This window comes from Stenotrophomonas sp. SI-NJAU-1 (assembly GCF_020883215.1).
Lineage (GTDB): Bacteria > Pseudomonadota > Gammaproteobacteria > Xanthomonadales > Xanthomonadaceae > Stenotrophomonas > Stenotrophomonas indicatrix.
On the sequence record NZ_CP086598.1, the window covers coordinates 3,589,600 to 3,611,523 of the forward strand.

18 protein-coding genes are annotated in these 21,924 nt (G+C 66.2%); 8 read left to right on the forward strand and 10 right to left on the reverse strand.

From position 1 onward, the window contains the following. Window positions 1–74: 74 nt before the first annotated feature. Window positions 75–2,072: a bifunctional DedA family/phosphatase PAP2 family protein gene (locus LMF57_RS16350; protein WP_208083048.1), complete on the forward strand. Its 1,998-nt coding sequence runs from the start codon at window positions 75–77 to the stop codon at window positions 2,070–2,072. Window positions 2,073–2,216: 144 nt separating this feature from the next. Here the strand turns inward: LMF57_RS16350 and LMF57_RS16355 are convergent, their stop codons facing one another. The 3 genes from LMF57_RS16355 to LMF57_RS16365 all read right to left on the reverse strand — a co-directional run bounded on the left by LMF57_RS16355 (window position 2,217) and on the right by LMF57_RS16365 (window position 5,049). Next, window positions 2,217–2,795 (reverse strand): LON peptidase substrate-binding domain-containing protein, encoded by a 579-nt coding sequence (locus LMF57_RS16355; protein WP_208082790.1) that lies wholly within the window; start codon window positions 2,793–2,795, stop codon window positions 2,217–2,219. Next, window positions 2,792–4,156 (reverse strand): UDP-N-acetylmuramate:L-alanyl-gamma-D-glutamyl-meso-diaminopimelate ligase, encoded by a 1,365-nt coding sequence (gene mpl / locus LMF57_RS16360; RefSeq protein ID WP_208082791.1) that lies wholly within the window; start codon window positions 4,154–4,156, stop codon window positions 2,792–2,794. The genes LMF57_RS16355 and mpl overlap by 4 nt, the downstream gene beginning before the upstream one ends. Before the next feature lie 329 nt (window positions 4,157–4,485). Next, on the reverse strand, window positions 4,486–5,049 hold the full coding sequence (locus LMF57_RS16365; protein WP_117311320.1) for an adenylate kinase: 564 nt from the start codon (window positions 5,047–5,049) through the stop codon (window positions 4,486–4,488). Window positions 5,050–5,185: 136 nt separating this feature from the next. Between LMF57_RS16365 and LMF57_RS16370 the strand changes: the two genes are divergently transcribed. The 3 genes from LMF57_RS16370 (at window position 5,186) to LMF57_RS16380 (ending at window position 7,913) form a co-directional block, all read left to right on the forward strand. Then, window positions 5,186–6,442: a 6-phosphofructokinase gene (locus LMF57_RS16370; protein ID WP_117311321.1), complete on the forward strand. Its 1,257-nt coding sequence runs from the start codon at window positions 5,186–5,188 to the stop codon at window positions 6,440–6,442. A gap of 165 nt (window positions 6,443–6,607) precedes the next feature. Then, window positions 6,608–7,402 (forward strand): hypothetical protein, encoded by a 795-nt coding sequence (locus LMF57_RS16375; RefSeq protein WP_117311322.1) that lies wholly within the window; start codon window positions 6,608–6,610, stop codon window positions 7,400–7,402. Window positions 7,403–7,523: 121 nt separating this feature from the next. Continuing rightward, window positions 7,524–7,913 (forward strand): DUF488 family protein, encoded by a 390-nt coding sequence (locus LMF57_RS16380; protein WP_117311970.1) that lies wholly within the window; start codon window positions 7,524–7,526, stop codon window positions 7,911–7,913. Between the two features lie 93 nt (window positions 7,914–8,006). Here LMF57_RS16380 and LMF57_RS16385 read toward each other — a convergent pair whose 3' ends face one another. Beyond that, window positions 8,007–8,510 (reverse strand): hypothetical protein, encoded by a 504-nt coding sequence (locus LMF57_RS16385; RefSeq protein ID WP_117311323.1) that lies wholly within the window; start codon window positions 8,508–8,510, stop codon window positions 8,007–8,009. 305 nt (window positions 8,511–8,815) lie between these two features. Between LMF57_RS16385 and LMF57_RS16390 the strand changes: the two genes are divergently transcribed. Next, complete coding sequence (locus LMF57_RS16390) at window positions 8,816–10,843, forward strand: sodium-translocating pyrophosphatase (protein WP_117311324.1); 2,028 nt, start codon at window positions 8,816–8,818, stop codon at window positions 10,841–10,843. A 187-nt stretch (window positions 10,844–11,030) separates the two neighbouring features. Further along, window positions 11,031–11,285, forward strand: coding sequence for a DUF2789 domain-containing protein (locus tag LMF57_RS16395; protein WP_117311325.1), 255 nt, complete (start codon window positions 11,031–11,033; stop codon window positions 11,283–11,285). Between the two features lie 154 nt (window positions 11,286–11,439). On the opposite strand, the gene LMF57_RS16400 is transcribed toward LMF57_RS16395, so the two are convergent. Beyond that, on the reverse strand, window positions 11,440–11,916 hold the full coding sequence (locus tag LMF57_RS16400) for a hypothetical protein (RefSeq protein WP_229290232.1): 477 nt from the start codon (window positions 11,914–11,916) through the stop codon (window positions 11,440–11,442). Next, entirely contained in the window at window positions 11,916–12,407 is a 492-nt protein-coding gene (locus LMF57_RS16405) for a hypothetical protein (RefSeq protein WP_117311327.1), read from the reverse strand. Before LMF57_RS16405 ends, LMF57_RS16400 begins: the two co-directional genes overlap by 1 nt. Before the next feature lie 182 nt (window positions 12,408–12,589). Between LMF57_RS16405 and ppa the strand changes: the two genes are divergently transcribed. After that, window positions 12,590–13,126, forward strand: a complete 537-nt coding sequence (gene ppa / locus LMF57_RS16410; RefSeq protein WP_005410935.1) for an inorganic diphosphatase — start codon at window positions 12,590–12,592, stop codon at window positions 13,124–13,126. Window positions 13,127–13,277: 151 nt separating this feature from the next. Beyond that, entirely contained in the window at window positions 13,278–14,399 is a 1,122-nt protein-coding gene (locus LMF57_RS16415) for an HDOD domain-containing protein (RefSeq protein WP_117311328.1), read from the forward strand. Window positions 14,400–14,659: 260 nt separating this feature from the next. On the opposite strand, the gene LMF57_RS16420 is transcribed toward LMF57_RS16415, so the two are convergent. The 4 genes from LMF57_RS16420 to LMF57_RS16435 form a co-directional block, all read right to left on the reverse strand. Then, window positions 14,660–17,524 carry a TonB-dependent receptor gene (locus tag LMF57_RS16420; RefSeq protein ID WP_180165907.1) on the reverse strand — a complete coding sequence of 955 codons (2,865 nt, stop codon included), beginning with the start codon at window positions 17,522–17,524 and terminating at the stop codon, window positions 14,660–14,662. 49 nt (window positions 17,525–17,573) lie between these two features. Further along, a complete protein-coding gene (locus LMF57_RS16425; RefSeq protein WP_025874158.1) occupies window positions 17,574–18,473 on the reverse strand; it encodes a helix-turn-helix transcriptional regulator in 900 nt (299 codons plus the stop codon). Window positions 18,474–18,588: 115 nt separating this feature from the next. After that, window positions 18,589–20,913 carry a winged helix-turn-helix domain-containing protein gene (locus LMF57_RS16430; RefSeq protein ID WP_117311330.1) on the reverse strand — a complete coding sequence of 775 codons (2,325 nt, stop codon included), beginning with the start codon at window positions 20,911–20,913 and terminating at the stop codon, window positions 18,589–18,591. Between the two features lie 259 nt (window positions 20,914–21,172). Beyond that, entirely contained in the window at window positions 21,173–21,844 is a 672-nt protein-coding gene (locus LMF57_RS16435; RefSeq protein WP_032976761.1) for an ion channel, read from the reverse strand. Window positions 21,845–21,924: the final 80 nt, after the last annotated feature.

Here is a 21,924-nt window from a genome sequence, read left to right on the forward strand (position 1 = left end):
AGGCGATGGCGCCGGTTGCAAACGGTCACCAAGCGGCTGGGAACCAGTCACCTTCACGCCCCTATAATCGGGCAATGGACTCTTCATGGATCGACGCCACCCTCGCGTGGATTGCCGCTCATCCCGTGTTGGCGGGTGCGGTCATCTTTCTGATCGCCTTCTGCGATGCGGTCATCATTCTTGGCGCCATCGTGCCGGCGCTGCCGTTGCTGTTCGCCGTTGGCGTGTTCATCGGCCTGGGCCAGATATCCGGGCCGTATGCGGTTGCCGCTGCGGCACTGGGTGCGTTCGCCGGTGATGGCATCAGCTACTGGATAGGCCGGCGCTGGGGCGACCGCCTGCGTGGCGTCTGGCCGTTCAGCCGCTACCCGCAGCTGCTTGACCGGGGCGAGAACCTGTTCCGCCGCAATGCATTCAAGAGCATCCTGATCGCCCGCTATGTCGGTGCCATCCGGCCATTCGTGCCCGCCATCGCCGGCATGATGAAAATGCCCGCCAGCCGTTACGTGCAGGCCAGTGGCATCGCCAGCATTTCCTGGGCCGTGCTGTTCCTGGCACCGGGCTGGATTCTCGGCGAAGCCTATGATGCCGTCGCTGCTGTAGCCGGCCGGCTGGTGGTGGTGGTGGGCTTGCTGGCCGTGATCCTCAGCCTGGTCTGGGCCATCGTGCTGTACGGCTATCGCTGGTCGGCCGCGCGCATGGACAGCTGGCTGGCACGCCTGCTCGACTGGTCCAACCGACACCCGACGCTGGGCCGCTACACGGTGGGCGTGCTCGACCCGAAGCGCCGCGAATCGGTGCCGCTGGCGATGCTGGCGCTGATGCTGCTGTTGTTGGGCTGGGGCTGGTTCGCGCTGCTGACGGTGGTGGTCGCCCATGGCGAGCCATTGGCGGTGGACCTGCTGGTGCACCAGGCGATGCTGGCCCTGCGCAATCCGCTGGCCGACTATCCGATGGCTGCATTGGCCTCGCTCGGCGCGTGGCAGGTGCTGCTGCCGGCAACCGCGGCCGCGTTGGGCTATCTGGTCTGGCGCCGGCGCTGGATGGCTGCTGCCCACTGGTTGGCTGCACTGGCCTTCGGCCTGGCTCTGACCAAACTGCTGGGCACCACCGTCGATGTGGTGCGCCCGATCGATGCCAGCAGCGGCTTCGGCTTCCCGTCGGTGTCGGTGACCATGGCCACCATCACCTTCGGCTTCTTCGCGGTGCTGATCGCCCGCGAAATGCCCGGCCGCACCCGCGTCTGGCCCTACCTGGTGTCGGGCATCGTGGTCAGCCTGATCGGCTTTGCGCGCCTGTACCTGGGTGCGCACTGGCTGAGCGATGTCATCGGCGGCATGTTGTTCGGCACCTTCTGGCTGCTGGTGCTGGGCATCGCCTACCGCCGCCGCTTCAACCGCTCGTTCTGGGTAAAGCCGGTGGCATGGCTGTTCTACGGCGTCTTCGTGGTGGCGGCGATGTGGTACGCGCCGCGCAACATCGCCATCAAGCTGGAACGCTTCGAGCCGACCCTGCCGGCGCCGCTGGCGATGGACGCGCAGGCCTGGTGGCAGCACGACTGGGCGAAGCTGCCGGCGCGTCGCAACGAATTCGACGATGACCAGCGCTGGCCACTGGACGTGCAGGTGGCCGGTCCGTTGGCGCCGTTGCAGGCGCAGCTGGAAGCGCGCGGCTGGCAGGTGCAGGCCCAGGCCGGCTGGCAGGAAGCGCTGCTGATGCTGGACAAGAACACCGGCGCCAATGAACTGCCGGTACTGCCGGCGACACTGGATACGCGCGTTGAAGCGCTGCTGATGGTGCGCCAGGGCGCGCAGGCCGACGAGCGTTACGTACTGCGCTTGTGGCAGGCGCCGGCGCAGCTGCAGCCGGGCGACACCCCGTTGTGGCTGGGCAGCGCACAGACCCTGCGCTACGAGCGCCACTTCCAATGGATCGGCATGTGGCACCCGGTGCGGGGCATCGACCCGGCGTTGAATGCGGTCAAGGAAGCGGTGCAGTCGTTGCCGCAGCGTGAGGATGTGCAGCCGGAGACCGGGCTGCCGGTACTGCGGTTGAAGACCGCCACGCCGTAACGGAGCCGCCGGGCATGGCCCGGCGCTACCGTCCCGCTCTGGTAGTTGCCACCCTTGGTTGGCGCTTTCGGGAAAGGCCGCCAACCAAGGCTGGCAGCCACCGACGACGCCGGGCCATGCCCGGCGAGCACGGCGGCCGGTTTTTTACGGCATCCAGCCCAGCAGCTGCTGCAGGCGCTGGTGCGGGTCGTCCAGCTGCAGCAGCTGCAGGCGCTGCTGCTCGCTCAGCGGCAGAAGCTCGGCCAACCGCCAGCTGACCCAGCTGGCCTGGTCCATCAAGGCTGGCGAGGCCGGTGCGAACGCCGTGCCCGCCTGCTCGATGATGTGGTCCAGTACCGTGGCCAGCAACGCATGCTGCGGGCGCAGTTCGTCATCGGGATCCTCATCGCACCAACGCACATCGGCAACCACCAGCCCGTTGTCGCGCACGCGCGTGCGCTCGACGTGGAAGCGACGGGTGCCGCGCAATCGCAGCTGCAGCACGCCATCGGCGCCGACATCGAAATCCTCGATCTTCACCTGCACGCCGAAGGCGGCCGGCGTTGCCGGCGCTCCCACTTCGTTTCCTTCCAGGATCAGGCAGACACCGAAACCTTCACCGCTGCGGCCGGTTTCGCGCACCAGATCCAGGTAGCGTGGCTCGAAGACACGCAGGCCGATGGCCGCGCCCGGCAGCAGCGTCGTATGCAGCGGGAACAGCGGCAGCGAACCCTCGCTGTTCATCGTGCCTGCAGCCCTGCAAGGAAGCGGCGCGGCGCGCCGTCGAAGCCGCCGTTGGACATGAACACCACATGGTCGCCGCTGCGCACGTCGGCCTGCAGCTGCGCCAACAGCGCATCGGTGTCTGCCACGGCATGCGCCTGTCCGCGCACCGCGGCGATCACCGCTGCCGCATCCCAGGCCAGCTCCGGGCGGTGCAGGAACACCACCTCATCGGCGAGTGCCAACGACGGTGCCAGCGCCTGTGCGTGGGCGCCCAACCGCATCGAATTGCTGCGCGGCTCCATCGCCACCACGATGCGGGCATCACCGACCCTGGCACGCAGGCCTTCGAGGGTGGTCGCAATCGCGGTCGGGTGATGGGCGAAGTCGTCGTAGACGGTGATGCCATCGTGGTTGCCGATCACTTCCATGCGCCGCTTGACGCTGCGGAAGCGCGCCAGCGCCGGGATCACCTCGGCCGGCGCGACACCGACTGCGTGCGCAGCGGCCAGTGCAGCCAGGCCATTGAGCACATTGTGCCGGCCCAGCAGCGACCAGTGCACATCGCCAAGCGCCTGCCCGCGATGATGGACGCGGAACGCGCTGCCATCGGCGGCCAACAGCTCGGCATGCCATTCCAGCGCGGGGTCGAAGCCGAAGCGTTCGACCGGGGTCCAGCAGCCCATCGCCAGCACTTCGGCCAGGTGCGCGTCTTCGCCGTTGACGATCAGGCGGCCACGCGCCGGCACGGTACGTACCAGGTGGTGGAACTGGCGCTGGATCGCCGCCACATCGGGGAAAATGTCGGCGTGGTCGTATTCGAGGTTGTTGAGGATCGCCACCAGCGGCCGGTAGTGCACGAACTTGCTGCGCTTGTCGAAGAACGCGGTGTCGTACTCGTCGGCTTCGACAACGAACTCGCGGCCCTGGCCCAAGCGGGCGGACACGCCGAAATCCTCGGCGACGCCACCGATCAGGAAACCGGGGGAGCGACCGGCATTCTCCAGCAGCCAGGTCAGGATGGTGGTGGTGGTGGTCTTGCCGTGGGTACCGGCCACGGCCAGGGTGTCCCGGCCCGGCAGCACCTGCTCGGACAGCCACTGGGCGCCGGAAATGTAGCGCTGGCCGGCATCCAGGACCGCTTCGACGGCAGGATTGCCGCGCGACAGCGCGTTGCCGATCACCACCTGCCCGGTGCCCTTCGGCACGCTGTCGGCGCGGTAGCCCTGGTCCAGAGTGATGCCCAGCTGCTCGAGCTGGGTCGACATCGGCGGATAGATGGCCTGGTCGCTGCCACTGACCGTATGGCCCAGTTCCCGCGCCAGGGCGGCCACGCCACCCATGAAGGTGCCGGCGATTGCAAGGATATGTACGCTGCTCATGACCGGGGATTGTGACCGATCACGGCCGTATAGGGCCATTGTCAGCACAGGGGTAAGAGAACCCCTACAGCTGCTGTGAGAAAACTCCAACGGCATGTCAGGGAATTCCTGATAGCGATGTTCTGTGAACCCGGACACAATTCAGGCTGCCAGCCGCAGTACCCGAACCGGTCCTACTCCCCAAGAGGCCATCCCCAAGGGAGCTCATGCTGTGGGGGCCCTGAGCAAGCCCTTTGCTGGCACCTATGAAACGAAACAGGCCTGATCCTCGCGGATCAGGCCTGTTTTTTTTTGTGCCTGCGGTGGCCGGCATCGACCGGCCAAGCGGGTCAGCGCTTGATCGCCGCCAGGATGCGGGCTTCGATCTCGTCCAGTTCGCCAACACCATCGACGCGGGCCAGGGTGCCCCGGCCGGCGTAGAAGTCGACCACCGGAGCGGTCTGCTCGGTGTAGACCTGCAGGCGCTTGCGCACCGATTCCGGATTGTCGTCGGCGCGGCCCTGCTCCTGCGCACGACCGGCGATGCGCTCGACCAGCAGCTCGGTGGCCACGTCCAGCTGCACGACCGCATCCAGCGGCTGGCCGATCTCGGCCAGCATGCCGTCCAGCGCGTTGGCCTGGGCCACATTGCGCGGATAGCCGTCAAGGATGAAGCCCTTGGCGACATCGGCCTGGGCCAGGCGCGACTTCAGCATGCCCAGCAGGATCTCATCGGACACCAGGTTGCCGGCGTCCATCACCGACCTGGCCTGCTTGCCCAGCTCCGAGCCGGCGGCGATTTCCGCGCGCAGCATGTCGCCGGTGGAAATGTGGGCGATCTCGAGCTTTTCCTTCAGGCGCGTCGCCTGTGTCCCCTTGCCCGAACCGGGCGGTCCCAACAGAACCAATCGCATTGACCTGACTCCAACGTGTTGAAAATAAAGAAGGTTCGCGCCCCGGACGGTCCGGTATCGCTGCACCGCAATAGCGCCACTTTAGCGCATCCGGGTAATGTCCCTGCAATGTCCCCTCCCCCGAACAGGTAGAAGCATGCGCAATGGCACCCTCCTTTACGCCCAGTCCGGCGGCGTCACCGCCGTCATCAACGCCACGGCCGCGGCGGTGATCGAACAGGCCCGCGCCAAGGGAATCAAGGTCCTGGCTGCGCGCAACGGCATCCTCGGCGCCCTGCGCGAGGAGCTGATCGACACCAGCAAGGAGAGTGCTGCGGCCATCCGCGCCCTGGCCCACACCCCCGGCGGCGCGTTCGGCTCGTGCCGGGTCAAGCTGAAATCGCTGGAGGCCGACCGTGCCCGTTACGACCGCCTGCTGGAGGTCCTGCGCGCCCATGACGTGCGCTGGTTCCTCTACAACGGCGGCAACGACTCGGCCGATACCGCGCTGAAGGTGTCGCAGCTGGCAAAAAGCTCCGGCTACGACCTGACCTGCATCGGCGTGCCCAAGACCATCGACAACGACCTGGCGGTGACCGACACCTGTCCCGGCTTCGGCTCGGCGGCCAAGTACACGGCCGTGTCCGTGCGCGAAGCGGCGTTGGATGTGGCGGCGATGGCCGAGACCTCCACCCGCGTCTTCATCTACGAGGCGATGGGCCGCCACGCCGGCTGGCTGGCCGCGGCCGCCGGCCTGGCCGGCACCGGCGAGGACGACGCCCCGCACATCATCCTGCTGCCCGAGCGTGCCTATGACGAGGCCGCGTTCCTGGCCAAGGTCAAGGCGGTGGTCGCGCGCGTGGGCTACTGCGTGGTGGTGGCGTCGGAAGGCATCGCCACCGCCGATGGCCGCTTCGTCGCCGACGCCGGCGGCGGCAAGGACTCCTTCGGCCATTCGCAGCTGGGCGGCGTGGCCGCGCATCTGGCCGGGCGGGTCAAGGACCAGCTGGGGCTGAAGGTGCACTGGGCCCTGCCCGACTACCTGCAGCGATCGGCCCGCCACCTGGCCAGCAAGACCGACTGGGAACAGGCCCAGGCGGTGGGCAAGGCCGCGGTGCAGCTGGCGCTGAAGGGCCAGAACGGGGTGATGCCGGTGATCGTGCGCAGCAGCGATGCGCCGTATCGCTGGAAGATCGAAGCGGCACCGCTGTCGAAGATCGCCAACCACGAGAAGAAGATGCCGGCCGGCTTCATCCGTCGCGATGGATTCGGCATCACCGCCAAGGCACGCGCCTACCTGTCACCGCTGATCAAGGGCGAAGCCCCGCTGCCGTATGGCACCGATGGCCTGCCGAAGTACGTGACGCTGAAGAACGTGGCGGTGAAGCAGAAGCTGCCGGCGTTCGAAGGCTGAAGCCCGCCTGCGCCCTGCGCGGAGCGCAGGGCGCATTGCGGCGGCAGCCGAAGCGCTCCACAATCGGGCTCCGGCCCGGGGCACAAGGGGTCGCCGCAAGCCAGATTCGACGCTGCCCGGCCGCACGGCACGGGCCCGTGCTGCCATTTCACAAGGACTGTAACCATGAAGCACCCGATCCTGATCACTGCACTGCTGTGCGGCGCTGCTGCGCCGGCCTTCGCTGCGACGTGCGAAAGCAACTTCCAGAAGAAGGGCAATCCCTTCGTCGGCACCACCTTCACCTCATCGGTCACCCACCCTGACCTCACCGTGGCCAGCGCCATCGGCCAGATGCGGGTGATCGCCAAGAACGCCAACATGGATGTTCTCAGCGAGGATGCGGAAGGCGGCTCCATGCTGATCGAAGAGCCGGAAACCATGGCCCACAAGCCGATTCCGATCATCATCAGCGCCACCTCCGAAGGCGGCCAGGGCACCGTCGGCATGGTGGTGAAGGTCAACAAAGGTGCCATTGCTTCGGCAGACGGCGTGCGCGATGAAATGTGCAAGCTGCTCAACCAGGTCAAGCCGGGCAAGGCCGGCGAACAGGCGGCCAGGACCGCCCCGCAGGCTTCGGTGGTGACCATCGCTGCTGATCGCTTCGGCTTCCAGCTGCGCAACCAGAACAAGGACAATCCGGCTGCGGTCGAGCCGCGCTACAAGGGCAAGACCTACGCCATCACCGGCCGCATCACCACGGTGCTGCGCAGCGGCGGCACCTACAACACCAGCTTCGACCTGCCCAGCGATGGCAGCATCGACTATGAGCGAGTGGCTATTTCCTGTTCGTTCGCCGCCAACCAGGCCGCGTATGCGCTGGCCCTGCGCCCGCGCGAAAAGGTGACCTTGACCGGCGTGGTCGACAGCTATGACCAGATCGGCCGTGTGTTGTGGCTGAAGGACTGCCGCGGCAACTGACCGCTGCCGGCATGGGCGAAGGCCCGGGTGCGCAAGCATCCGGGCCTTTTCATTTCCCACACGGTTCACGTCTGTCGCACGTGCATCGCAGGAAGATGGATTGCCCCGCCTGGAGATCATCATGGCCCTGCATGTGGTTCGTCTCGGCAGTGCGCGCCTGCCCGGCGAGGGACTGCGCATCGGCACCGTACGGCGGCCGCCGCGCGGCGTGCCGCGCAGCGAGTTCGCCCGGCAGGACTGGTATGACGTGTGGTTCCCGGCACTGTCACCCAGCGCCGCGCTGGTGAAACAGGCGCACGAGGCAAAGACCGCCGCCGACTGGAATGCGTTCTTCCGCCACTACAGGGCCGAGATGAAGGCCCCTGATGCGGCGCATGCGCTGGATCTGCTCGCAGCGCTGTCGCAGCACAGCGATATCGCGGTGGGCTGCTATTGCGAGGACGAGGCGCATTGCCATCGATCGGCGCTGCGCGAGCTGCTGGTGGCGCGTGGGGCGAAACTGGCGGAGTAATCCATCGGTTGCCGGCCAGCGGCCGGCACTACCCAGGTCTCCCATCCAGGAGATCCACGCCATGCGTGGATGCTCGGCCTCAGATGCTCGGCCTCAATTGCACGCCTTGCCTTCCATCTGCAGCTGCGCGGCGAACATCGTCACCTGCGGGATCTTGCCTGCGGCGGCCTGCTTCCTGGCTTCTTCCAGATAGATGCGCGACTGTCCCTGCCCATCCAGCGCCTGGGCGTTGTTCACCGGCAGGCGCCACACACGCACCACCGCCTGCTGCGCCGGGCAGGCGGCATTCGGAACACGGATCACATCATTGAGTTTCCAGCCCTTGTCCGCGCTCGGTTGCGCCTTGCCGTAGTCGACAAAGCGGGCACGCGGCTGGCACTGCTCGCTGGTGCGCACCGCCGAGAAACGATAGGGCTCTGCGGCCTGGCCGGTGAACGCGCCCTCCAGGCGGGCACAGGCTTCGGGAATCTGCCGCAGCGTGTGCACCGCGCCGACTGCTTGTGGTGCACCTACCGCTCGCTGCAGTTCCGGTGCTTCCGCCGCGAAGGCAGGCAGGGCCGGGGCCAGAACGGCAAGCATCAACAGGGACAGGCGCATGGGGATTCTCCGACGGGACTGCGCGCAGGCTTGCAGAGGTTGGCTTAACGGGGTGCAAAGGTGGCGATGGGAACGACGGATATCGCGTCGGTGCAGCAACCGCTGCGCTCGCCGGGCGCGGCCTGGCGCTACCATCCGGGCGCGGGTGCACGCATACTGCTGGCACCAGGGAATGCTGAACACCGCCATACGTCGGACGACCGCCAAGGTCGGTACGGGTTGGTTCCAGGCTGCAGCCCGTCGTCCCCCTCGTGGTGCGTTCATCGCCACTGGATGCTTGTCCATCCATTCTGCGGAGGGGTCTAATGCTGGAACGTCACGGGCTGTCATTGGCGCTGGGCTGCGCCATTCTCGCGATCCTGTACGGAATCGTCTCGGCGCGCTGGATCCTGCGCCAACCCACCGGCAATGAGCGCATGGTCGCCATCGCCATGGCCATCCAGGAAGGTGCGCGTGCCTACCTCAACCGCCAGTACCTGACCATCGGCATCGCCGGCGTGGCGCTGTTCGTGCTGGTCGGCGTCTTCCTGAGCTGGTACACCGCGATCGGCTTCGCGGTCGGTGCGGTGCTGTCCGGTGCCGCGGGCTACATCGGCATGAACGTGTCGGTACGCGCCAACGTGCGCACCGCGGAGGCAGCGCGCCACGGCATCAGCGCGGCCATGGACGTGGCCTTCCGCGGCGGTGCGATCACCGGCATGCTGGTGGTCGGCCTGGGCCTGCTCGGCGTGGCCGGCTACTACGCGCTGCTGCTGCGCCTGGGCCTGCCGATGGAACAGGCACTGCATGCGCTGGTGGGCCTGGCCTTTGGTTCATCGCTGATCTCGATCTTCGCGCGCCTGGGCGGCGGCATCTTCACCAAGGGTGCCGATGTCGGCGCCGATCTTGTCGGCAAAGTCGAAGCAGGCATTCCCGAGGACGACCCGCGCAACCCGGCGGTGATCGCCGACAACGTCGGCGACAACGTGGGCGACTGCGCCGGCATGGCCGCCGACCTGTTTGAAACCTATGCGGTCACCGTGATCGCCACCATGCTGCTGGGCAGCCTGATGCTGGCCGAGGCCGGCGCCAATGCGGTGCTGTATCCGCTGGTGCTGGGCGGTGTTTCGATCATCGCGTCGATCATCGGCGCGCTGTTTGTGAAGGTGAAGCCCGGTGGCTCGATCATGGGCGCGCTGTACAAGGGCGTGATCGTCTCCGGTGTGCTGGCAGCGATCGCGTTCTATCCGATCACCACGGGGCTGATGGCGGACAACGTGCACGGGCCGATGGCGCTGTATGGCTGTGCGCTGATCGGCTTGGTATTGACCGGCCTGATCGTGTGGATCACCGAGTACTACACCGGTACCCAGTACAAGCCGGTGCAGCATGTGGCGCAGGCCTCGACCACCGGGCACGGCACCAACATCATTGCCGGCCTCGGCATCTCGATGAAGTCCACCGCGCTACCTGTGATCGCCGTCTGCGCGGCGATCTGGGGCGCGCACGCACTGGCCGGGTTGTACGGCATCGCCATCGCCGCCACTGCAATGCTGTCAATGGCGGGCATGATTGTCGCACTCGATGCCTACGGGCCGATCACCGACAACGCCGGTGGCATCGCCGAGATGGCCGAGCTGCCTTCGGACATCCGCGACATCACCGATCCGCTCGATGCGGTGGGCAACACCACCAAGGCGGTCACCAAGGGCTATGCCATCGGTTCGGCAGCACTGGCCGCACTGGTGTTGTTCGCCGACTACACGCACAACCTGCAGGCGGCCAATCCCGGCCAGGAGTTCCGCTTCGACCTCAGCGACCACACCGTGATCATCGGCCTGCTGATCGGCGGCCTGATTCCCTACCTGTTCGGCGCGATGGCAATGGAAGCCGTCGGTCGCGCGGCCGGCGCGGTCGTGGAGGAAGTGCGGCGGCAGTTCCGCGAGATCCCCGGCATCATGCAGGGCACGGCCAAGCCGCAGTACGACAAGGCGGTGGACATGCTGACCCGCTCGGCGATCCGCGAAATGATCGTGCCGTCGCTGCTGCCGGTGGCCGTGCCGGTGGTGGTCGGCCTGCTGCTGGGGCCACGCGCGCTGGGCGGGCTGCTGATCGGCACGATCGTCACCGGGCTGTTCGTGGCCATTTCGATGACCACCGGCGGCGGTGCCTGGGACAACGCCAAGAAGTACATCGAGGATGGCCACTTCGGCGGCAAGGGCAGCGAGGCGCACAAGGCAGCGGTGACCGGCGACACCGTGGGTGACCCGTACAAGGACACCGCCGGCCCGGCGATAAACCCGCTGATCAAGATCATCAACATCGTGGCGCTGCTGCTGGTGCCGTTGCTTTAGCAGGTGTGCGGCTGATGGCCATCATGATGGTCGTCGGCCGCACCTTTCCTCACGTCGGTCGATGCCTGCGCGCATCGACCGACGCAGGCCGTGCCAGGGCAGGCACTGCCCAGACGAATCATGCGGGAGTTCCCCCGCCCGTGCTTGCGTTGATAATACGGTTCCTTTCCATCACCAGCCCGCACCGATGATCACCACCGAACCGCGCATGACCAACCTTTTTCTGCAGCTGGGCCTGGATGCCAGTGCCGAAGGCATTGCCCGGTTCATCGCCGGCCACCAGCTCGCGGCCGGAGTGGAAGTGGCCGATGCGCCGTACTGGAACAACGCCCAGCGCCAGTTCCTGGCCGAGTCGCTGCAGGCTGACGCGGCTTGGACCACCGTGGTCGACGAACTGAACGAAGCGCTGCACGAAGCGTCGGTGAAGGACGCGGGACACTAAGCACCCGGTCGCAGGCATCGGTGCGGGCCCGGCGTCCGCACCCACCCGGCCTGCACCCGCTTTCGAATAGGGTCACTCGCTACCGCCAGGGAGAGGCCAGACGCGCGGCGCGGCGCAGTGCCGGCATCACGCCCGGCACCCGCCGATCCAGCTTTCAAAGACAGTCTGTCAGCCCGTCATAGACGCTCGTGGTCGTACCAGGCAACGGCGCGTGGATCGCCTCATGCCCGGAACCCGCCTGCCAGACCTGCAGGAGCTGCTCCAATGGGGTTCCAGATGCCAGCGGCAGCACACATGCATAGCTGCCATGGTCGATGTCGATCCGGCCGTCCTTCTGCACCCAGGTATCGCTGCCGGCGAAGGTCCAGATGCAGCTGCCGACCACACCTGTCGCTCGCTCCACCGAACAGCGCAGGCGCATGGCCCACAGGTTGTAGTACTGCCCCTCGCAGAACGTGTCGCCACAGACATCATCGAACCCGCGCACCAGCATCCGTTCGGCGGCCAGGAACCGCTCCCGGCCAGTCGCTGGATCGGGATGGTCACGGGCGTCCACGAACGTCGGCGCGGCCTGCGCAGCGCCAGCCACCATCAGGCCGCAGAGCAGCCATCGTCCCGGGAACGTGCGCATCAGGCGCCCCTCCCCTGCGCCCGCAGGCAATCGGCGAGCCCGTCGAACAGACCATGATCGAGCCCGGGCAGCGGTGCCATCAGCCCATCCGGCGCCTCCAGCGCGGCAAAGAAGGCTTCAACCGGCACCCCGGGCCGCATCTCCACCGGGCAGGTCCAGCGACCGTTGTCGACCTGCACCTGGCCGGTGTCACCCTGCACCACCAGTTCGCTGGCCGCCAGCACCCAGACACACCGCTGCACCGTGCCCCGGTGGGCCAGCACTGCACAGCGGAACTCCATCACCCGGTAGTTGCTGTAATCGCCTTCGCAGAAGGTATCGGCGCACACGCGGTCGAATGCCTGTGCAAGCGCTCCCTCAAGCGCGTAGGCCCTGTCCCACCCGGCCTCCCGGGTCGGGTAGTGGATCAGGTCGACATGCGTCCCGCGCGCGAGCGCGGCCAGCGGGGCAAGCAACAGCAGGACTCCGCAGTGCCAACGGTTCCAGTTCATGGCAGGACTCCTCGGTTCAGGGTTCCAGCCTGCCCCGGTCGCCCGGCCGGCCCCATCGGGGAACCCCGTCCTGGCCGGTCGTCGGCTACCGCGACGGCCCGTCGGCGCCCCACCCTGCACAGCGACCGGCAAAGGCATAAAATGGAGAGCTATCCGTCTACATCCCCCACCTGGAGCACACCATGGGTCTGGAACTCGTCTCGCCCGGCAAGAACCCGCCGGAAGAAATCAACGTCATCATCGAGATCCCGAAGGATTCCGAGCCGGTGAAGTACGAAGTGGACAAGGAAACCGGCGCGATCTTCGTCGACCGCATCCTTTCCACCCCGATGCGCTACCCCTGCAACTACGGCTACGTGCCGAGCACCCTGTGCGGCGACGGCGATCCGGCCGACGTGCTGGTGGTGCTGCCGCTGCCGCTGGTCCCGGGTTCGGTGGTGCGCTGCCGTCCGGTCGGCGTGCTGAAGATGAGCGATGAGGCAGGCAGCGACGAGAAGATCCTGGCCGTGCCGGTGTCGAAGATCTTCAGCGGCTATGCCCACGTCGAGGACATCGCCCAGGTGTCCAGCCACTGGCTGGAGCGCATCGGCCACTTCTTCGAGCACTACAAGGACCTGGAGAAGGGCAAGTGGGTCAAGCTGGACGGTTGGGGCGGCGCGGCCGAGGCCAAGCAGATCCTGATCGAGGCGCACCAGCGCCACCTCGACAGCAAGGCCTGAGACTGAACAGCATTGCTCCGGCGCACGGCGTCGGAGCGATGCGGGTCACGTTTCATGACGGCGGCACATCACCTTTGCCGCCGTATTAGGTAAATTGCGTCACTTCACACGTCATCGACATCGACCGTCGAGACAGCCAGGGGAATGTGTCGTGCGTATTCTGCTTGTTGGGGATACAGCCAGCCTGCCGGCTGAGCTGACCGAATTCATTGCCGATCTTGGGGAAGACTGGCAGCCGTTGACCGCCACCGATGGCCATGCCGCGATGACCGCGGTTGCCAGCCAGGGCGTGGACGCGGTGATCGTCTGCCCGCAGTTGCCTGATCTCAACGCGACCACGTTGCTGGGACAGATCCGCACCTTGCGCCCGGAGACCATCCGCATCGCACTGGTCGATGCACAGCATGGCAACCGGCCGCCGCCGGCGCGCCTGATCGGTGTCGCCCATCGCTTCCTGCCCTTGCCGCTGGCACCGGAAGTACTGCTGGAAGCGCTGACCAGCCTGGAAGAGCTGCGCGAAGTGCTGGACAGCCCGCGCCTGCGCGATGCCATCGGCCGCATCGAGAAGCTGCCTTCGCCGCCGCACCTGTACCTGAGCCTGACCCAGGCACTGGAACATGACGACGACGCCGACAGCGCCGATGTCGCCAAGCTGGTCGCCGCCGACCCGGCGATCGCGGCCAAGGTGCTGCAGCTTTCCAATTCGGCGTTCTTCAGCCAGGGCCGCACCATTGCCGACCTGCGCACCGCCGTGACCCGGCTGGGCCTGGCCACGCTGCGTGACCTGGTGCTGGCCAGTGAGGTGTTCTCCGCGCCTACCTTGTCCGGGGCCGAACGCAACTCGCTGCAGCAGCGTGCCTTGATGGCCTCGCGATTGGCCGCACGCCTGCTGCCCGACTCCAGCGCCGAACTCGGTGCCACCGCCGCCCTGCTGGCCGACATCGGCCTGCTGCTGCCGGGCGTACGCAACGAGCGCAGCGAGCCGGAGCCGGCCGATGATGATCGCCCCGGGCATGCCGAAGCCGGCGCCTATCTGCTGGGCCTGTGGGGCCTGCCGATGCCGATCATCGAGGCGGTGGCGTTCCATCTGCAGCCGCAGCGCGCCAATACACGCAGCTTCTGGGTGACCGGTGCAGTGCACGTGGCACTGGCGCTGGTCAACGGTGACCCGGTGGATGAAGAGTATCTGCAGCGCGCCGGTGTGCTGAACAAGCTGCCGCAGTGGCGCGAGCACGCCAACAGCCTGATGGGGCTGGTGCCGAGCGAGGCCTGAGGCACAGCGGCAGGCGGGTACGAATGGGACGAAAGGCAGGCCAGGTGGCCTGCCTTTTTTCGTTGTGCGGAGCATTCATCCACGCATGGCGTGGATCTACTGGAGGTGACCAGAGGCGCGTTGGCGCGGGTGTGGAGCAATCGATTGTGATCGGATGTGCACCACTGCGCGGCGTGGATGTCGGCGTTGGCCGACCGCACAAACAAGAAGGGCGGACCTTGCGGCCCGCCCTCCTCTTTCTGCTGTCACGCTTCGATGGATCAGAAGCGCTGGGTGTACTTCATGTAGTAGAAGCGACCGATGTCGAAGCCACCGTAGTACGAGAAGCTCGAGTTCGGCTGGCTGTACATGATCGGCCCCTGGTGGTTGAACACGTTGTTGGCGCCCGCCGAGATGGTGGCGTTCCACGGCGTGTTGTAACGCACCTGCAGGTCGTGGAAGGTGTTCGAACCGGTGTTGCGGACCGGAATGGCCAGGGTGTAGGCCGAGGAGAAGTCCGGGTTGTTGCACTCGGCGCCGCCGGTGCGGTCGTAGGAGCACTCTTCCTTCAGGCCCGAGTAGTAACGCATGCCCCAGTTGACACCGAAGTTGCCCAGGCTCCAATCGATGTTCAGGTTCGAGCGCACGCGGAAGTTGCCACCCCAGTCGCCAGTGCCCCAGCCGGTGTGCTGCTCGACGGCAGTCTGCTCTTCGTTGTCACGCTTGTACTCGAGGTAATCGACGTAGGTGGTCTTCCAGTCGATGACGATGTTGCCGAAGGAGAACTCCGGCAGGCGGTACTTGATGCCCAGGTCGTAACCGGCGGTTTCCTGGTAGCCGCCGTTGATCAGCGTGCGGGTGACGTCGGTCACCTGCGAGCCATTCTCCGGATCGCGGGTGACACGGTCACACGCATTGGCGTTGCCCAGGATGTAGCACTGGTTGAGGATGGAGGTCACCGATTCGGCCGCGATCACGTTGTCGATGCGGATCTTCCACCAGTCCAGGCTGATGTCCAGGCCCTGGACGAAGTTCGGGCTGTAGACCAGGCCGACCGTCCAGGTCTTGGAGGTTTCCGGCAGCAGCTCGGCGTTGGAACCCGACAGGTAGGCGTAGTTGGACTGCGACCCCGGACCGGTGGCATCGATGCCGCCCGATGCTTCCTGGCGGAAGTTGGCCGGGACGGCGCCGGCGCAGCGCGCGGCAACCTGCGGGTTGCGTACCGCAGCACCGAACAGGGTGTCACACGGATCGGTGTACTTGTCGAAGGTCTGCGAGGTGCCGCCGTACAGATCGGCCACCGTCGGCGCACGGAAGCCCGTGGCGTAGGTACCGCGCACCAGCAGGTCGTCGATCGGCTTCCACTTCAGGCCGAACTTGCTGTTGAAGGTGTTGCCGAAGGTGTTGTAGTCCGAGTAACGGCCAGCCATGTCGACCGACAGTTCCTTGGCGAACGGCAGGTCGGCCAGGATCGGCACGTTCAGCTCGAGGAAGAACTCGTTGAGCTTGTAGCCACCCGCGGTGGAGGCACCGGCCAGGTCGGTGCTCAGGCCCGACTGCAGCAGGGCATCCGGGTTGTACTCGGCTTCCTCTTCGCGGTGCTCATAGCCAGCGGCGAACGACAGGTCACCCGCCGGCAGGGTGAACAGCGCGCCGGACAGGTTGGCGCTGTAGACCTTGGAGGTGGTCAGCGAGGTGTCGTGGGTCGGCAGGAAGAGGTACTTCTGCAGATCCGGGTTGGACAGCGAGCCAGCGCCTTCGACGCCATAGCCCAGCAGCGGGTTCCACGGGGTGCAACCGGCGATGACCGCGCCCTGGGCACCACAGTAGGCAACACCGTTCTCGACGAACGACGGGCCGACGGCATTCTTCACGTTCGGGATGAACAGGTTGCCGGTGCCGGTCTTGGTGCCCTTGTTACGGTTGTAGACGTAACCGACATCCCAGTCGAAGTACTTGTCGCCGAACTCGAACGAGCCTTCCAGGCCTGCCGAGAAGCGGAAGGTGTTCAGCTCGGACTTGGTCTGGCGCGGCATTTCCCAGGTGCGACGCATGAAGTCGACATCCTGGTCCAGCGGGTTGAACGCACTGTCCTTGGACAGCTTGGTGCCGTAGGCGCTGGAACGGTACGGGTAACCGGCAATCTGCTGCAGCGCCTCGCGTTCGGTGTACAGAACGTTGGCGGTACCGCGGATGTTGTCGGTGAAATCGTACTGGCCGTTGGCGAACACCGAGCGACGCTTGATCCCGGTCGACAGATACATCTGCTGCGACGGGTTGGACAGGTCGGCGTTGGTCAGCTCGTGGTAGTTGGCGAAATCGGTCGGATCGGCACCCGGGTTCACGACGTAGTTGTTGCCGCCGGTGACCAGCACGCCCTTCTCGGTGATCGCCGACCAGCCATTGGCATCGTCTTCGGTCGGGAACGCATGACGCGGGCCGTTGGCGTAGGCGCTGAAGCTGCGGTCCTTGGCCAGCACCGGCTTCTCGTCGCTGTACTCTGCACCCAGGGTCAACGAGCCACGGTCATTGGTCATGCCGTAGACGAAGTTGTAGGTCTCCTTGTCGCCGTCGCCCTGGCCGTACTGGCCGCGGTAGACGCTGGCTTCCAGGCCATCGAAGTTCTTGCGGGTGATGATGTTGACCACGCCGGCAATGGCATCGGAGCCGTAGATGGCCGATGCGCCGTCGGTCAGCACTTCCACGCGCTCGACGATCGAGGTCGGGATCGAGGCCAGATCGGTGTAGCCACCGGAGCTGACGCCCATGCGCTTGCCGTCCAGCAGCACCAGGGTGCGCTGCGGGCCGAGGTTGCGCAGGTCGACGTACTGGCCGCCGACTTCTTCGCCCGAGGACAGGGCATCGGCGCGGCTGATCGCCGGCGAACCGGTCGCCGACAGGTTCTGCACGATGTCGGCAACGCTGGTGAAGCCCTGCTTTTCAATGTCGGCGCGCTGCAGCGCGATCACCGGCTGCGCGGTTTCCATGCTCGCCTGGCGGATGCGCGAACCGGTGACCGAAATGCGGTCCAGGTCGGTCGTGCCGCCGGCAGCTGCGTCCTGCGCCGAAGCGAAGGACGGTGCCAAGGCAAGCGCAATGCCGGCCGGCAACAAGCCGAGCCGCACTGCAGGAATACGAACGTTCATCAATCTCTCCAAGGTACGTGTTAGTAGCGTGTTAAAACGCCGTAGCACGTTACGATTGCGTTGCAGCGCTGTATTTGCGCGACACAACCGGAGACTTTGCGGAGTGTGGCGGAAGCTGTCCGTCATTCTCGCGGAAGCGCGAGGCGGACTGGCCGTAGCGGGCGCGGAAGGCACGCGCGAAGCTGCAGCAGTTGTCGAAACCGCTGGCGGCAGCGACTTCGCCGACCATCATGTCGGTATCGCGCAGCAGATCGGCCGCGCGCTCGAGGCGCAACCGTGCCGAAAGCGACTGCGGGCTTTCCTCGTACAGGCTCTGGAACGTCTTGGAGAGATACCAGCTGGAGAAGTTGGTCAGCTCGGCCAGTTCGCCGATGCGCACCACACGGTGGCTGTTGCCTTCCAGATACAGGCGCGCGCGCTGCATGCGACCAAACACCTGGCGCTTGCGGCTGCGCGAGCGGCCGGGGCAACGCTGTACGTTGTCGGCCAGGCTGCGCTGCAGACCGGCCAGATGCAGCAGCAACGGACGCAGTGCCTGCGCCGGCTGCCCGCTGGCGAGGGCGTCACGCCACAGGCGCAGCGCCACCCGCGCATCAGCGCGGTTCATCTGGCCACGACCGGCGTACAGGCCGCAGTCGGCCATTTCGGTCAGCACGCGCAGCGCTTCCACGTTCAGGTTCATGCCCACACACAAGCCGTTGCGTCCGGCCTGGACCAGCGGCCTGGACTCCTTCTCGAACGCGATCCACTCGCCCTGGCGAAGCCGGAACCGCCCTTCCTTGGCTTCCACCCATGAGGTGCCGCGCACCTGCATCCAGACGCTGAAGCTGGTGCCGGCGGTCTGCAGGCTGCCGAGGCGGGCAACCCCCATGCAGGTCGGCGCGACATCATCGATCGCCTTGTCCAGGGATACGGTTTGGCCACGATCAGCCAGCGAGAGTTGACGCATAGGGGCACCACGGATTTGCCAAGTACAGGCCTCCGTTTTGCCAAATGAGGTGGCAGCACGTCAGGAAAGACTGCCGAGATCGCCACGAATTCGCGGCGAGATCGTCACGAAGAAATTACGAAGGCCCTTTCTCGTTCAAGATCAATAATTTGGAGAATGCCGGGAAGAGCGCGGGCGGTTGCTCGGGCAGCCTCATCACCCCGATGTCGGCACCATCGCTGATGGCCAGGGCCAGGTACAGGCTGTTTCCGTCGGCACTGGCGCTCAGTCCATTGCCCGCGCTCAGCCGCTGGGCGTCCAGGCAGCGCTCGGCTTCTTCGCGTCCGGACTGGATACGGACCAGGGTCGTGCCACAGCTGGCACTGCTGCCGAGGTAGTCGATGCTGCCGTTGCCGGCCACCGTCCAGGTCCGGTAGCGCCAACGGCTGGGCCGGTCCTCACTGACCTGCTGCACGCTGGCAGGGGTCAACGCCGCGTCCACCGACCACAGCCCACCGGCTGCCAGCCGGGTGAACAGCACCCGCCCGGTACTGCGGTCGAAACGCGCCTGCGACACACCCTCCAGGCTGGCCAACCGCCGCCATGGCTGCGCGCTGCGGTCGAACAGGCTCAAGCGGGTGTGCTGGTCGGCATCACGTTCGACCACCAGCAGCTGCTCTGCGTCTACGCCGTACAACGCCTGCAATGGCTGCTCGGCGGGAACCGGAAGGCGATGCAGTTGTTCATCGCGCGGTGCGATCTCGTAGACAACCGCTTCGCCATGCTCATCGCGGCCCACCACCAGCAGATGCCGGCTGTCGGCCGACCAGTCGGGCGCCTGCCGTGCCTCGGGCTTCAGCCCCTCGATCGGCCGCAGCGATTCCGGCCGCTGCATGTCGGCCCACCACAGGGCGAAGCTGCCGGAACGATCGGAACTGAACACCAGTTGCCGCCCATCCGGTGCCACCATCGGTTGCCCGTCGCGGCCACTGGAGGCGAACAGGCGCTCACCGGCACCGCCCTGCGCGGGCATCCTGAACACCCCGAACTGCGCGCGCCGATGCACGAACGCCAGCATGTCGCCGCGGCGGGACACTGCCGGCCACTGCGCATCGTCGAGCCCGGCGTCGCGCAGCGTGCGGCGCTCGACGTCGAGGTAGTACAGGCGTGCTTCGCTGTCCACGCGGCGACCGAACACGATATGCCGACCGTCGCCCAGCCATGCCCAACCACGCAGCTCGGCCGATTCGGTGGTCAACTGCTCGGGCGTGCCGCCGCTGGCAGGCATCCGCCACAGGTCGCCCAGCTGAGGGTTGCGGACAAACACCAGCCATCGGCCATCCGGGGAATAGCGCGGGGCGTAGTCGAAATCATCCTCGTCGACAGCGTACTCCAGCGCACGCCATTGGCCGGTGGCCAGATCGAGCACGCGGATGCCGCGATGGGCATAGCGACCAACCATGCTGCCGAAGACCAGGCCACGACCATCGGGCGTCCAGTCGAAACTGAGCAGCTCGGTACCGTCGCAGCGCGTGGCCTGGCGCACGGCGCCGCCGGTGGCGCTGGCGATCAGCACCTGGCAGCTGGCATCGGCACCAAAGCGGGCGAAGGCGATTTCGCGGCCATCGGGCGACCAGTTCGGAAAGCGGTCGCTGGCACCTGCCGGTGGCGATAGCAGCTGGCGCGCGGGGGCATTGCCGGAGGTCTGCACCTTGATGGCGTTGCCGCCGGTGCCATCGTCGTTGGCGCCTTCGTAGGCGACCTGCGATCCATCAGGAGAAAGTGTGGGATAGGTCTCAAAACCGGCCGTTGCGGTAATCAATCGATACGGCCGCTCAGGGCTTCCGATCACCCGCGTGCCGTTCTCCACTGCCGCATCCACCGGAGAATTCACCGGCGCCGGGCGGCGCAGCAGCAGTACGCTCAACACCACCAGCGCAAGCAGCATCACCACGCCCAGTGCCAGCAGCAGGCGACGTCGCAGACGGCGCCAGCGGCGGCTTCCGCGTTCAACCACCGGCACGCCGGCGGGAGCTACGGCATCCGGCGCAGGCGGCTGTGATGCGGTCGAGTCCTCTGCAACGGCGATCGCATCGGTCTCGTGGTCCGCCAGCGGCTGCACCGGCACAAGCAGGCGGTAGCCGGTCTTGGCGATGGTTTCGATGTACGCCTGGCCGTTGTCGTCGTCGACGCTGAAGGCCTTGCGCAGCTGGGTCACGGCCTGGGTCAGCACATCGTTGGTCGGCAGCGTGTCCGGCCACACTTCGGCGAACAGCTCGTCACGGGTCACCACGCGCCCCGGCTGCCGCATCAACACGCGCAGCACGCCCAGCGACTTGGGCGTCAAACGGCGTGTACGGCGGGCACCGGCGACTTCGACCTCACGCGAGGACAAAGTAACGATGCACTCACCGACGCGGACGCGGTCGGATTCAGGCGACTGGATTTCGCTGTTGATCATTCGTTGCTATGGGGCTGAAACAGGCCGCAAACACTGTTCACCATCGATCCCTTCCCATCCTTGGCACAGCAAGAAGCCAGATTCCGCACAAAGCATCGGCGCATACCGCAAAAAAAACGAAGCCTCCGGATATTAGCCTATGCGAGTTACCTCGCCTATCGCGTGGTCGACATCAGGCTCTCTCTCGCCGACGCATTCACATAATACGCATCATCATTCGCGCCCTTTTGGGCGCGATATTTTTATCTGGCGTTCATTTTCAGAAGCGTTTCAGCATGGTCAGGCCAACCAGCCGCGAAACCACCAGCGCTACGTACATGACGCCGGAAAACTGCTCCAGCATTACCAGCGCGCGGGCCTGCGGATGCAGTGGCACGACGTCGCTGAGACCTACCCCTGACAATAAGCTGAAGCTCAGATAAAGCAGCTCCATCCATGTGCGCTGCGCGCCGCCACTGGCGCCCTGGAAACTGCCCGGATACCACTGCTGACATACGGCGAAGGTAAAAGCGAATGCCCATGCCAGCAGAGTGAACGTGGCACCGGCGGCGAACAGCTCGTCGCGCGTCACCTTGTGGTCCTGCAGCATGTAAGCGATCAGCGCACCGGCGGTGTAGAAATACAGCAGGCTTTCCAGCAGCTGCGCAGTGATGCCCAGTGCAGGCCGGTCGAGCAGGGCCGCCGAAAGGGAAAACACCACCGCCGGGATGGCCAGCACCAACGCCAGCCATGTCCCCAGCGGGCTGCGCTGCACCACCCACAGTGCCAGGCCGAGCACGGCCATGCCGAATACGCCTACTGCCGCGCGCCCGGCAGCGGTTTCGTCCAACGCCGGGTACAGCAGTACCGACAGCAGCTGTGCGCCGAGCAGCCAGGCAGAGGGATGACGGCGGGCGATGGCCAGCCAGCGGGTGGTGACGGCAATGGGCATGGTTCCGTGTCCCCGGGGAACGATGGGGCGAGGATAGCGGCATGTCGGTGAGTTGGGTGACTGGGCGGTGCCGGGCATGA

Bases quoted from the DNA above. Each gene is read 5' to 3' on its own strand.
- LMF57_RS16350 (WP_208083048.1), top strand. From the start codon at position 75: ATGGACTCTTCATGGATCGACGCCACCCTCGCGTGGATTGCCGCTCAT.
- LMF57_RS16355 (WP_208082790.1), bottom strand. From the start codon at position 2,795: ATGAACAGCGAGGGTTCGCTGCCGCTGTTCCCGCTGCATACGACGCTG.
- mpl (WP_208082791.1), bottom strand. From the start codon at position 4,156: ATGAGCAGCGTACATATCCTTGCAATCGCCGGCACCTTCATGGGTGGC.
- LMF57_RS16365 (WP_117311320.1), bottom strand. From the start codon at position 5,049: ATGCGATTGGTTCTGTTGGGACCGCCCGGTTCGGGCAAGGGGACACAG.
- LMF57_RS16370 (WP_117311321.1), top strand. From the start codon at position 5,186: ATGCGCAATGGCACCCTCCTTTACGCCCAGTCCGGCGGCGTCACCGCC.
- LMF57_RS16375 (WP_117311322.1), top strand. From the start codon at position 6,608: ATGAAGCACCCGATCCTGATCACTGCACTGCTGTGCGGCGCTGCTGCG.
- LMF57_RS16380 (WP_117311970.1), top strand. From the start codon at position 7,524: ATGGCCCTGCATGTGGTTCGTCTCGGCAGTGCGCGCCTGCCCGGCGAG.
- LMF57_RS16385 (WP_117311323.1), bottom strand. From the start codon at position 8,510: ATGCGCCTGTCCCTGTTGATGCTTGCCGTTCTGGCCCCGGCCCTGCCT.
- LMF57_RS16390 (WP_117311324.1), top strand. From the start codon at position 8,816: ATGCTGGAACGTCACGGGCTGTCATTGGCGCTGGGCTGCGCCATTCTC.
- LMF57_RS16395 (WP_117311325.1), top strand. From the start codon at position 11,031: ATGATCACCACCGAACCGCGCATGACCAACCTTTTTCTGCAGCTGGGC.
- LMF57_RS16400 (WP_229290232.1), bottom strand. From the start codon at position 11,916: ATGCGCACGTTCCCGGGACGATGGCTGCTCTGCGGCCTGATGGTGGCT.
- LMF57_RS16405 (WP_117311327.1), bottom strand. From the start codon at position 12,407: ATGAACTGGAACCGTTGGCACTGCGGAGTCCTGCTGTTGCTTGCCCCG.
- ppa (WP_005410935.1), top strand. From the start codon at position 12,590: ATGGGTCTGGAACTCGTCTCGCCCGGCAAGAACCCGCCGGAAGAAATC.
- LMF57_RS16420 (WP_180165907.1), bottom strand. From the start codon at position 17,524: ATGAACGTTCGTATTCCTGCAGTGCGGCTCGGCTTGTTGCCGGCCGGC.
- LMF57_RS16425 (WP_025874158.1), bottom strand. From the start codon at position 18,473: ATGCGTCAACTCTCGCTGGCTGATCGTGGCCAAACCGTATCCCTGGAC.
- LMF57_RS16430 (WP_117311330.1), bottom strand. From the start codon at position 20,913: ATGATCAACAGCGAAATCCAGTCGCCTGAATCCGACCGCGTCCGCGTC.
- LMF57_RS16435 (WP_032976761.1), bottom strand. From the start codon at position 21,844: ATGCCCATTGCCGTCACCACCCGCTGGCTGGCCATCGCCCGCCGTCAT.